Genomic DNA, 11,540 nt, shown 5'->3' with positions numbered 1-11,540 from the left:
CCTCGCGCCCCTTGTCCCGTCCCTTGGCGAGATGTTCGAGCGCGGCCGATCCGTCACCGCAGGCGGCCACGGCCAGACCGTCGCGGATCAGCGCCGCCTCGGCGAGGCGCCTCTGCACCGGATCGTCGTCGACGATGAGAATGGTCGCGGTCATGGCTTGCGCTGACGGTGTGGCGGACTACAGTCCGGCCCGGCTGTTGCGATCTGGTCGTGCGCCAGGTTGACACAGCGCCTTTGCGATAAGGCTAAGGCATTCGCCGGCATTTGAGACGAATTGGGCGGAGAACGCGATGAGCGGATGGAATGCGGGCACCCGTTGGCCGGGGCGTATCGCAACGGCGCATGCCGTGGCCGAGGGTGGCGATGACGCATCGGGCGACCTGCCCCGCTGGCGGCTGGCCGACCTTTATCCGGCGATGGACAGCCCCGAACTGGTCGACGACATGGCGCGGGCGGCGCGCGAGGCCGAGGCGTTCGCGACCGCTTGGAAGGGCGCGCTTGCCGCCGCCGCCCAGGCGGGCACGCTGGGCAAGGCGGTTCAGGCCTATGAGGCGATCGAGGATCTGATCGGCCGCATCGCATCCTATGCTGGCCTTCTTTATGCCGCCGATACGGCCGACACGGTGCGGGCGAAGTTCTACGGCGACGTCCAGCAGCGGTTGACCGAACTGTCCGCGCAGCTCCTTTTCTTCCAGCTTGAGATGAACCAGATCGGCGAGAACGTCCTTGAGGCCGCCTACGGAGATGATGACGTTCTCGCCCGTTACCGGCCGTGGATCGACGATCTGCGGCTCGAAAGGCCCTATCAGCTCGAAGACAGGCTGGAGCAGCTCTTCCTTGAGAAATCGGTCACTTCTTCGGCGGCGTTCCAGCGCCTGTTCGACGAGACCCTGACCGGCCTGCGCTTTGTCGTCGATGGCGAGGATCTGGCCCTGGAGCCGGCCTTCGCCAAACTTCAGGAAGCCGATCGCGCGATGCGCCGGAAGGCGTTCGAGGCGCTTGCGGCAACGTTTTCGGACCATGCGCGCACCTTCACGCTGATCACCAACACGCTCGCCAAGGACAAGCAGATATCCGACCGCTGGCGCGGCTTTGCGGACGTCGCCGATGCGCGTCACCTGTCCAACCGCGTCGAGCGCGAGGTGGTGGAGGCGCTGGTCCGGTCCGTCCGCGACAGCTTTCCGGCCATCTCCCATCGCTACTACGCAATGAAGGCCAGGTGGCTCGGCATGGACAAGATGGATGTCTGGGACCGGAACGCGCCACTGCCCGAGGCGCCGCGAGCCTTCATCGGCTGGCCTCGCGCCAGGGATATCGTGCTCGACGCCTATGCCGGTTTCTCCCCGGACATGGCCCGCATCGCGCGCCGCTTCTTCGACGAGGCGTGGATCGACGCGCCGACGTGTCCGGGCAAGTCGCCGGGCGCGTTCTCGCACCCGACCGTGCCGTCGGCGCACCCCTATATCCTGCTCAACTATCAGGGCAAGCCGCGCGATGTGATGACGCTCGCGCACGAATTGGGGCACGGCGTGCACCAGGTTCTCGCCGCCGGGCAGGGCGCGCTGATGGCGCAGACGCCGCTGACATTGGCCGAGACCGCCTCGGTGTTCGGCGAGATGCTGACGTTCCGGGCCATGCTGGACGGCACGGCCGACGCCCGCGAGCGCAAGGCCATGCTCGCGCAGAAGGCCGAGGACATGATCAACACCGTGATCCGGCAGGTCGCCTTCTACCTATTCGAGCGCAAGGTGCACGAGGCGCGCCGGACCGGCGAGTTGACCGCCGAGCAACTGGGCGATTTCTGGCTGGAGGTGCAAGGCGAGAGCCTCGGGCCGGCGATCCGGCTCAACGAGGGCTACGGGCTGTTCTGGACCTATATTCCCCACTTCGTCCGCTCGCCCTTCTACGTCTATGCCTACGCGTTCGGCGATTGCCTGGTGAACTCGCTCTATGCGGTCTACCAGGACGCGCCGGGCGGCTTTCAGGATGCCTATTTCGAGATGCTGCGCGCCGGCGGCTCAAAGCATCATGGCGAACTGCTCGCCCCCTTCGGCCTTGACGCGCGCGATCCCGGCTTCTGGTCGAAGGGCCTGGGCGTGATCGAAAGCATCGTCGACCAGTTGGAGGCGATGGAGGGGTGAGCCGGACCCTGGTGCCCGAACCGTCGAACGAGACGGGTTCCGTCTTCCGGCGCAATGTCCTAAATTGGCGCGAACTGGGGCGAGACGGAGTGGGTCCGATGATCAAACTGGGCAGACGAGCGCAAAGGCCCGGTCCGGCGGCGGGCATGCGGGCCGCGGCGCTTTTGGGCGCGGTGGCCCTTGCGGGCTGCACCATCCCCGCGCCGGGCATCGGGGGCGGGATCGCAACGCCCGTCGTGCGCGCCGGGCCGCTCGATGGCAGTTGGGGCGATGCGGCCGGGATCGCGAGCGCCAGCCTGATCAGCGGACGGTTCGTCAGCGTGGCCAACGACACGGGCAACCGCGTGGCCGAGGGTACATACACCTACACCAGCCGGCGATCGATCGCGCTCGACTATTTCTCGCTGCTGCGCGAGACGCGCATTCGCGCCAATTGCGTTCTGGCCGATGCGGTCACGCTCAACTGTACCGACGATGGCGGCCAGCGTTTCCAGTTGATACGGCGGCCCGGCGTGTCCTGACCGGGCAAGTGTGGCCTCGCGTCCCGAACCGCAAAATGTGCTTCTTCGGCGCCGTGCCGGGCGTGCGGGCCCAGGCGGCGTCCGGCCATGCAAATCCGTTGACCCGACTTTAAAATCCCTGTCACATGGCGTACCGATAAGTGTCCGAGCGCGACGGCGCGACAGCAGTCAGACGGGGAGGCCCTCATGAAAAAGACGGCGATGCTCATGGCATTGGGTGTGTTGGCGGCGACGCTGACCGCGGGGACCGCTGCGGCGGACTTCACGCTCGACATCCTGCATATCAACGATCTGCATTCGCGCATCGAGCCGATCAACCGCTTCGATTCCACTTGCGGCGCCGATGACGAGGCCGAGGGCAAGTGCTTTGGCGGCATCGCTCGGGTGAAGACCAAGATCGACGAGCGCCGTCGGGCGATCACCGACAATGGCGGCAATGTGCTGGTGCTGGACGCGGGCGACCAGTTCCAGGGGTCCTTGTTCTACACGACCTACAAGGGCGCGGCGGCCGTCGAGTTCATGAACGCCATCGGCTTTGACGCCATGGCTGTCGGCAACCACGAGTTCGACGACGGGCCCGAGGCACTCAGGGCGTTCATCGATGCCGCGGACTTCCCGGTCATCTCCGGCAACACGCTGGCCGGCGCCAGCTCGCCGCTCGCCGGCGTTCTGCCCGGCTATGTCGTCAAGGATGTGGGCGGCGAGAAGGTCGGCATCGTCTCGGTGCTCGCCACCGACACGGACGAGACATCCTCGCCCGGACCGACGATCCTGCTGATCGAGGAGACCGGCTATCTTGAGGGCGCGGTCGCCGAAATGCAGGCCGAGGGCGTCGACAAGATCATCCTTCTGTCCCATGTCGGCCTGCCGCGCGACAAGCAGATCGCCGCCGCCGTCGACGGCATCGACGTGATCGTGGGCGGGCACTCGCACACGCTCCTGTCGAACGTGCAGGAGGGCGCGGCCGGTGCCTATCCGATGTTCGTGCGCAACCCCTCGGGCCGGGACGTGCCGATCGTGCAAGCCTATGCCTACTCCAAATATGTCGGCGAGTTGCGTGTCGTCTTCGACGATGAGGGCAATGTGGTCTCGGCGGAAGGCGAGCCGCATCTTCTCGACGCGTCGGTGACCCCCGATCCGGGTTTCGTCGCCCGCGTGGCCGAACTGGGCGGACCGATCGAGGAACTCAAGGCGCGTCCGGTCGGCGAGGCGTCCGCCGCCATCGAGGGCAGCCGCGAGGTCTGCCGCGCCATGGAATGCGCGATGGGCAATCTGGTCGCCGATGCCATGCTCGACCGGGTGCGCGATCAGGGCATGCAGATCGCGATCCAGAACGGCGGCGGCCTGCGGGCCTCGATCGATGCCGGCGAGATCACGATGGGCGAGGTGCTCACCGTGCTGCCGTTCCAGAACACGCTGGCGACATTCAAGCTCTCGGGGGCCGATATCGTCGCCGCGCTCGAAAACGGTGTCGGCCGGGTCGAGGAGGGCGCTGGCCGCTTCCCGCAGGTCGCGGGCCTGTCCTACGCCTTCGATGCCGATGCCGAGCCGGGCAGCCGGATTTCAGGCGTCATGGTCGTTGCCGAGGACGGCGGTAAGACGCCGCTCGATGCGGCCGCCACCTATGGGGTCGTCTCAAACAACTTCATGCGCAAGGGCGGCGACGGCTACGCCATGTTCGCCTCCAGCGCCATCGACGCCTATGATTTCGGCCCGGGCCTCGAACAGGTCGTTGCCGACTATCTGACCGCCAACAGCCCCTATGCTCCCTTCACCGACGGGCGCATCATGGCCGTGGCCGACGCGGCCGCGCCGGCGGCCGATGAAGGGACGGCCGGGGACGCCGTGATCCCGCCGCCGACCGCCCTTGCCGCTGGCGCGCTGTCGGCCGAAGGGCCGGTGATCGAGGCCGAAAGCGAGACCTACGTGATCCGGGCCGGTGATACGTTCTGGGAGCTGGCGCGGCGGTTCTATGGGGATGCGACCCTGTGGACCAGGCTCGCCCAGGCCAATCCGACACTGGTGGCCGAAGCGCTTGAAATCGGAACTCCGATCGCCGTCCCGGCCGAGTGATCCTTCGCCTTCCGCGAGCGGAACCGACCCTGATCGCCGCTGGGCGCATGATCCGGCGGCGCCGTCCTGCGTATGGTCTGCTGACACATATGCCGCATTGAAATTGCACGATTGCGGCTTACCCTATCCTCCTGTCGCCGGGAATTCGCCATGAACATGCAGACCTCCATCGAACGCGCGCTCGTCAAGCAGGTGGGCCCGCTTCCGCCTGAACACCCGACGGTCCGCATCGGCAAGGTCGGAGTCCTGCTGATCAATCTGGGTACGCCCGACGGCACCGACTTTCGCTCCATGCGGCGCTATCTGGCCGAGTTCCTGACCGACAGCCGCGTGATCGAATGGCCCAAGGCGATCTGGTATCCGATCCTCTACGGGATCGTGCTGAACACCAGGCCCGGCCGCGTCGGCAAGGCTTACGATGAGATATGGAACAAGGAAAGGGACGAGAGCTTCCTGCGCACCTATACGCGCGGCCAGGCCGAAGGGCTGGCCGAGGCGCTGAAGGCGCATGAAACCATCGTCGTCGACTGGGGCATGCGCTACGGCAATCCGTCGATCGCCTCGCGCATCGAAGCGCTGATGGATGCCGGCTGCGACCGGATCGTGGCCTTTCCGCTCTATCCACAATATTCGGCGACGACCACCGCGACGGTCAACGACAAGGTGTTCGAGGCGTTGTCCAAGACGCGCTTCATGCCGGCCCTGCGCACGGTCCCGGCCTATCATGACGAGCCGGTCTATATCGAGGCGCTGGCCCGGTCGATCGAAGCGCATCTGTCGGCGCTGGACTTCGAGCCCGAACGGGTGATCGCCTCCTATCACGGCATTCCGCAGAGCTATTTCATGCGCGGCGATCCCTACCACTGCCATTGCCACAAGACCTCCCGCCTGCTCGAACAGCGCCTTGGCTGGGAGAAGGGGCGCCTGATGACGTGCTTCCAGTCGCGTTTCGGCCCCGAGGAGTGGCTTCAGCCCTATACCGACAAGACGCTGGAGGCGCTGCCGGGCCAGGGCATCACCAGGGTGGCGACCATCAATCCCGGCTTTGTCTCCGATTGCCTGGAGACGCTTGAGGAAATCGCCGGCGAGGGGCGCGAAATCTTCGAGGAAGCGGGCGGCACGCACTACACCCACATTGCGTGCCTCAACGATTCGCCCGAAGGCATGAGCGTCATCGAGACGCTGGTGCGCCGCGAGTTGCAGGGCTGGCTCTGACGGATTCCTGCGGCGTCAGGCGACGCCGACCCGCAAAAGGTCGTGCAGATGCACGATGCCGACGGGCCTGTCGTCCTCGACGATCATCAGCGCCGTGATCGCCGCATCGTTGACGATGGTCAGCGCCGTGGCCGCCAGGGCGTCGGCGGTGATTGTCCTGGGCGTTTGCGTCATCACCTCGTCGGCCCGCATCGCGAGCAGGTCCGACTGCATGTGGCGGCGCAGGTCGCCATCGGTGATGATGCCGGCCAGCCGGCCATCGGCGCGCACGATGCCGACGCAGCCGAACCCCTTCTGCGAGATCTTGACGATCGCCTCGCGCATCGACGATTGCGTCGGCACCAGCGGAATGCGCTCGCCCGTATGCATGATGTCGCCGACGCGGGTCAGGCTGGCGCCCAGCTTGCCGCCCGGGTGGAAGTCACGGAAATCCTCGGCCGTGAAACCGCGTGTTTCAAGCAGCGCCACAGCGAGCGCGTCGCCCATCGCAAGCTGCATGACCGACGATGTGGTCGGCGCCAGCCCGTGCGGGCAGGCTTCCTCGGCCCTTGGCAGCAGCAGCACGATGTCGGCCTCGCGCGCCAGCGCCGAGTCCGCGCCGGCCGTCATGGCGATCAGCGGGATCGAGAAGCGGCGCGCATGGTTGATGATGCCGCCCAGTTCCTGCGCCTCGCCCGACCAGGACAGGCAGATAATGGCATCGCCGCGCGTGATCATGCCCAGATCGCCATGGCTGGCCTCGGCGGCGTGCACGAAATGGGCCGGCGTGCCGGTCGAGGCGAGCGTCGCGGCGATCTTGCAGGCGATGTGGCCGCTCTTGCCGACGCCGGACACGATCACCCGCCCCTTGAGCTCCCCGATTGCGGAAAGCGCTTCTACGAACGGTTCGTGAAGCCCGTTGCGCAGGGCCTCGGCAAGCGCGGCGAGACCATCCTGCTCGGCACTCAGCGTGCGCAGGGCCGACTGCATGGCGGCGGGTTCTGTCAGCATCGCATCCTAGGTGTTCAGTCCATCGGTGGGCCGCTTTCGCGCGTTCGCCTGCCGACAGCTATTGCATTGCGTCCGGCTTGTCCATCGGCCCACTTTGCTCCTGCCGTGCTCAACGCTTCGTTAACCTCGACCGTTTACCGTTTGGCAAGACATCGGACAATGCGGGGAGCACACAACTTTGGAGCGGCGCCGGCATGGTCACGAGGCGTGGTGGCGCGGATGCGCCACCGCTGCCTGCTTGCTGGCGACGTCGCCGGCATACGCCCAATTCGTGCCCGACCTGCGCGGCGGCGTCGCGCAGAACGTGCCGGGTCTGCCGGGCGCTTCGGCCTCCACGGACACAGGCGGGGCGGCAGGCGCCGTCTCCCCCGCCCCGGACCTCTCCGACCAGCTTTCCGGCCCCGCGCCGGACGGTGACGATGTGGCCGGCGCGGACCTCATCGGCGACCTGATCACCGGTTCGATCGACCCGCCGGCCGAAGATGCCGACCCCATCGGCCGCGTCACGCGGGTCGCGCCGGTCGAGGGCGGCGGCGGCGTTGCCGACCCCGCGCCCTACGCCCCGCTCGGCTTGCGCCTTGGCACGTTCGACGTCACCGCGACGCTCGACCTCGGCATGACACATCTGCGGACCGACAGCACGTTCAAGGCTCCCGGTCCGCCGGCGAGCCTTGGTTCGGCCCGAACGGACGGCGCGTTCGGCGAAGCGGTGCTGAGCGTCGATGCGGTTTCGGACTGGGCGCGTCACGGGCTCGAACTGGGGTTCGACGGACGCCTGCCGTTCCGCGTCTCCGGCAACGGGGATCGTGAGCCGTCCTTTTCCACGGACGCGGCGCTGCGGCTTAACGTCGATCGCAACACGCAGCTCACCGCCTCGGGCTCCTACGACCACAGGCGTGCCGATCCCGGCTCGGCCGCCGTGGCCGAGGCGCTCGATCCGGTCAGGTTCCGGGGTGTCGGAACGGCCAGCGAACCGGTCGTCCGGACCGTGAGCGGTGCGCTGACCGTCCAGCGACGAGTTGGCCGCCTCGCCGCGACCGCCGAGGTCAACGCGCTGCGGCAGACGGTGGGCGAGGCGCTTTTGTCGACGGGCGCGACCGTCTCGCAGGACGATCTGAACTTCATGCGCTATGGCGTCCGGCTGCGCGGCGGATACAGCGCTTCGCCCGTGCTTGCGCCCTTCGTCGAGGTGGAGGCAAGCCATCGCCGGATGGACCAGCGGCCCGATTCGCGCGGGTCTGACCGCAATGCGATGCGCTACGCGCTGCGGCTGGGCGCCGCGTTCGACCGGGGCGAGAAACTGTCGGGCGAAGTGGCGGTCGGTTATGTGCACGAGGACATCGCCGATGCATCGCTGGCCGACATTGGCGGTCTTTCGGTCCGCGCCGACGTGACCTGGTCGCCGCGGCGCGAGACCGATGTGGACTTCGGTTTCGTCACGGCGACGACCAACAGCAGCCAGGCCGCCACCTCCGGCGCGCTGGTCCATGTCGCCACGCTCGGCCTGACACACCGTGCCCGCGCCAATCTCACGTTCGACGGCCGGGCGAGCCTGCGATATGAGGACGTCGTCGGCCCGGGCAAGGACACGGTGACGGCGGCGGGCCTTCTGGGCGCGACCTGGTGGTTCAACCGGTTCATGGGCCTGACCGGCCGCATCGGCCACGAGCGCACCTTCAGCGACGATCCGACCCAGCAAACCCGAACCAGCAGCGCGTTCATGGGCATCAGGCTCCAGCGCTGACTCATTGTTGCCACGGTTTGCCGCGAACGTGACGGCGAAAACAGGGTCGGCGTCATAAAGCAAGCCGGGAGAAAGGTTTGATATGACGATGGGGCGCATCGGCGCGGCCGCCGGCCTTGCGGGCGGTTTCGCGCTTTTCCTGCTGACGATCATCGCGCAGCCCGCGCGTGCCGACGCCGGCTTTCAGCAATGGATCCGCGATTTCCGTTCCGTGGCGGTGGCAAACGGGGTCGCAGGCAGCGTCTACGACCGCGCCTTCGCCAATGTGCGCACGCCCGACCGGGAGGTGTTGCGCAAGGCCCGCTTCCAGCCCGAGTTCCGCGACGAGGCGTGGCAGTATATCGACGCCCGCGTCAACGAGCGCACGGTCGCAGACGGCAGGGCGATGCTGCGCAAGCATGGCCGGCTGCTCGACCGGATCGAGCGCTCGACAGGCGTCTCCAGATATATCGTTCTGGCCATCTGGTCGATGGAATCGAGCTATGGCAAGGCGCTCAAGCAGCCAGGCCGCTTGCACTACATTCCGCGCGCGCTGGCAACGCTTGCCTATGCCGACAGGCGGCGGGCGGCGTTCGCGCGCCGCCAGCTGATCGAGGCGTTGAAGATCGCCCAGCGTGGCGATGTGCCGATCGAGGGGTTGAAGGGGTCCTGGGCCGGGGCGATGGGCCACACCCAGTTCATCCCGACAAGCTACACCGCCTACGCGCTCGACGGTGACGGCGAGGGCAGCAAGGATATCTGGAACTCGATACCCGACGCGCTTTTCACCGCCGCCAATCTGCTCAAGCGCAATGGCTGGCGACCGGGCCAGACCTGGGGCTACGAGGTGGTGCTGCCGCCGGGCCGCAAATTCCCCGCCGGCGAGTTGACGCTGCGCGAGTGGGGGCGCCTGGGCGTGGTCCGCGCCAACGGCAAGCCCTATCCGCGTCCCGAGCAGAAGGCCGAGCTCAAGGTGTTGCAGGGTCGCGACGGGCCGGCGTTTGTGATGATCCGCAACTTCTTCGTCATCAAGCGCTACAACAATGCGGACGCATATGCGCTCGCCGTGGGTCTTCTGGCCGATCAGATCGCCGGCTTCCCGCCGCCGCGCCGGGACTGGACGCGCCCGTTCACGCGCCTTTCGGTCGCCGAAAGCGAGGAGCTGCAACTGCGGCTCAAGCGCAAGGGTTTCTATGAAGGCGACATTGACGGCCGGATCGGTCCGGTGTCACGCAGCGCCATCAAGGCATTTCAGGCCAGCGCCGGCCTGATGCAGGATGGCTATGCGTCCATCGAAGTGCTAGAAGTGCTGCGGCGGCGCTGAACCCGGTCATGATCCACTGGCCTGCGCCGCGGGGCGCAAAAGGGTCGGTGAATGGTCTTTCGGCGGGGTGCACGGTACCCATGGCGTGTTCGGCGCGGTGCGGCTGCGGCCGTGCTGGCGCTTGTGGTCGCTTCCACAGGTCTTCCGGCATCCGGACCACTTGACGGCCTGCCGGGCGTTTCGATGGCGCACGCCCAGGACCGGCAGAGCCAGCCCGGCCTGCTCGAACTCTTGTTCCGCCGCGATGGAAGCGGGCGACACCCGGCCGCCAAGCAGCAACGGCCGCGCCAGGCGGCCGTCCCGCGCCAGCGATCCTCGCCGCGCCAGAGGGGGTCTCGGGTCGCATCGGCACCGGTCGCACCGCGCCAGCCGGCCGTCGACAAGAGCGAGCACGCGACCAGGGTGCTGGTCGTCGGCGACTTCGTCGCGGACGGCCTTGCTCGCGGCCTGGTCGATGCCTTCGCCGATTCGCCCAATGTGGTGGTCGAGCGGCGGATCAACGGCTCGTCCGGGTTCGTGCGCGACGATTTCTACGACTGGCCCGCCGAGATTGGCGGCCTGGTCGAAGAGGTCCGGCCAGCGATCGTGGTGGTCCATATCGGGGCCAACGACCGGCAGGCGCTGCGCGTCGGCGGGCGCAGCGAGCAGGTTCTGTCGGAGGGCTGGCGGCATGCCTATCGGCAGCGGATCGATGCATTCATCGCCGAGATCGGCGAGGCGGGCGCGACCCTGGTCTGGGCGGGGACGCCACCGTTCCGCTTCCGCTCCATGTCCGCTGACATGCTGGTCCTGAACGAAATCTACCGCTCCCGGGTCGCGCTGGCCGGCGGCTTCTTCGTCGATGTCTGGGACGGCTTTGTGGACACGGACGGCAATTTCATCGAGCGCGGCCCGGACGTAAAGGGGCAGGTGGTGCGTCTGCGCGGTTCGGACGGCATCAACTTCACCGCCGCCGGCCAGCGCAAGATGGCCTTTTATGTCGAGCGCCAGTTGCAGAAGGTGCTCGGAGATTCGGCGCTGCCGCCGGTGACGTCGCTGGGGCCTGACAGTCTTCCCATCCTGAAACTGCCGCCGCTGCGGACCGAGGCCGAGCTTGAAAGGGTCGATCCGATCGGGTTCGCCGATCCTGATCTGGACGGGGGCAGGGTGCTGCTCGGCGACGTGAGGAAGCCGGCGCCGCCCGAGAGCCCGCTTCGAGCCCGCTCGGTGCGGCAGCGTCTCGTCGAGGACGGCATGCCGCCGCCGGTTCGCCGGGGGCGGGCCGGCGGTGTCGCTGCCCCACCGCGCGGTGATCCGCTGACCGCCGAGGCGCCCCCGGCCGATGGTGGCGAGGAACCGGGCACGGCATTGCAGTGAGCCCCGATGCGGCCTGCTGCCGCATCTTGTCGCTGCGAACCCCCACAGGCCTTAGTGTGGTGGATTTGAAGTTCGTTACAGTGTTCGCGGCACGCTCCTGAACGAACTTCAAATCCGTAAACCACACTGGAATCAAAGACCTGCTAGAGCGGTTTGTCTTTGGATGGGAGCGGATTGATGGACAGGGTTTTTCGCCG

8 protein-coding genes are annotated in these 11,540 nt (G+C 67.2%); 7 read left to right on the top strand and 1 reads right to left on the bottom strand.

Annotated features, from left to right (window positions below; translation table 11 throughout):
• Window positions 1-290 precede the first annotated feature (290 nt).
• The 4 genes from AC5E6L_RS07615 to hemH all read left to right on the top strand — a co-directional run bounded on the left by AC5E6L_RS07615 (window position 291) and on the right by hemH (window position 5,950).
• Window positions 291-2,141, top strand: a complete 1,851-nt coding sequence (locus tag AC5E6L_RS07615) for a M3 family oligoendopeptidase (RefSeq protein WP_491772374.1) — start codon at window positions 291-293, stop codon at window positions 2,139-2,141.
• A 98-nt stretch (window positions 2,142-2,239) separates the two neighbouring features.
• Window positions 2,240-2,662, top strand: coding sequence for an Omp10 family outer membrane lipoprotein (locus AC5E6L_RS07610; protein ID WP_491229433.1), 423 nt, complete (start codon window positions 2,240-2,242; stop codon window positions 2,660-2,662).
• Between the two features lie 186 nt (window positions 2,663-2,848).
• On the top strand, window positions 2,849-4,735 hold the full coding sequence (locus tag AC5E6L_RS07605; protein WP_491772372.1) for a 5'-nucleotidase C-terminal domain-containing protein: 1,887 nt from the start codon (window positions 2,849-2,851) through the stop codon (window positions 4,733-4,735).
• Window positions 4,736-4,885: 150 nt separating this feature from the next.
• Window positions 4,886-5,950 carry a ferrochelatase gene (gene hemH, locus AC5E6L_RS07600; RefSeq protein ID WP_491229431.1) on the top strand — a complete coding sequence of 355 codons (1,065 nt, stop codon included), beginning with the start codon at window positions 4,886-4,888 and terminating at the stop codon, window positions 5,948-5,950.
• Window positions 5,951-5,965: 15 nt separating this feature from the next.
• Here hemH and AC5E6L_RS07595 read toward each other — a convergent pair whose 3' ends face one another.
• Window positions 5,966-6,940: a KpsF/GutQ family sugar-phosphate isomerase gene (locus tag AC5E6L_RS07595; protein WP_491772370.1), complete on the bottom strand. Its 975-nt coding sequence runs from the start codon at window positions 6,938-6,940 to the stop codon at window positions 5,966-5,968.
• A gap of 271 nt (window positions 6,941-7,211) precedes the next feature.
• Here AC5E6L_RS07595 and AC5E6L_RS07590 point away from each other — a divergent pair, with 271 nt between their 5' ends.
• The 3 genes from AC5E6L_RS07590 (at window position 7,212) to AC5E6L_RS07580 (ending at window position 11,343) form a co-directional block, all read left to right on the top strand.
• Window positions 7,212-8,684 (top strand): outer membrane beta-barrel protein, encoded by a 1,473-nt coding sequence (locus tag AC5E6L_RS07590; protein ID WP_491772368.1) that lies wholly within the window; start codon window positions 7,212-7,214, stop codon window positions 8,682-8,684.
• Between the two features lie 88 nt (window positions 8,685-8,772).
• Window positions 8,773-9,987 (top strand): lytic murein transglycosylase, encoded by a 1,215-nt coding sequence (locus tag AC5E6L_RS07585; protein ID WP_491229435.1) that lies wholly within the window; start codon window positions 8,773-8,775, stop codon window positions 9,985-9,987.
• A gap of 183 nt (window positions 9,988-10,170) precedes the next feature.
• The gene (locus tag AC5E6L_RS07580) at window positions 10,171-11,343 is read left to right on the top strand and encodes an SGNH/GDSL hydrolase family protein (RefSeq protein WP_491229428.1); all 1,173 of its coding nucleotides are present in this window, start codon (window positions 10,171-10,173) and stop codon (window positions 11,341-11,343) included.
• Window positions 11,344-11,540 lie beyond the last annotated feature (197 nt).

This window comes from Roseitalea sp. (assembly GCF_984466335.1).
Note: the sequence above shows the minus strand (reverse complement) of the source record. Positions and strands in the feature narration are given on the sequence as shown.

Excerpts from the sequence above, each read along its gene's own strand:
- AC5E6L_RS07595 (WP_491772370.1), bottom strand. The coding sequence starts at position 6,940 with ATGCTGACAGAACCCGCCGCCATGCAGTCGGCCCTGCGCACGCTGAGT.
- AC5E6L_RS07580 (WP_491229428.1), top strand. The coding sequence starts at position 10,171 with ATGGCGCACGCCCAGGACCGGCAGAGCCAGCCCGGCCTGCTCGAACTC.
- AC5E6L_RS07615 (WP_491772374.1), top strand. The coding sequence starts at position 291 with ATGAGCGGATGGAATGCGGGCACCCGTTGGCCGGGGCGTATCGCAACG.
- AC5E6L_RS07585 (WP_491229435.1), top strand. The coding sequence starts at position 8,773 with ATGGGGCGCATCGGCGCGGCCGCCGGCCTTGCGGGCGGTTTCGCGCTT.
- hemH (WP_491229431.1), top strand. The coding sequence starts at position 4,886 with ATGAACATGCAGACCTCCATCGAACGCGCGCTCGTCAAGCAGGTGGGC.
- AC5E6L_RS07610 (WP_491229433.1), top strand. The coding sequence starts at position 2,240 with ATGATCAAACTGGGCAGACGAGCGCAAAGGCCCGGTCCGGCGGCGGGC.
- AC5E6L_RS07605 (WP_491772372.1), top strand. The coding sequence starts at position 2,849 with ATGAAAAAGACGGCGATGCTCATGGCATTGGGTGTGTTGGCGGCGACG.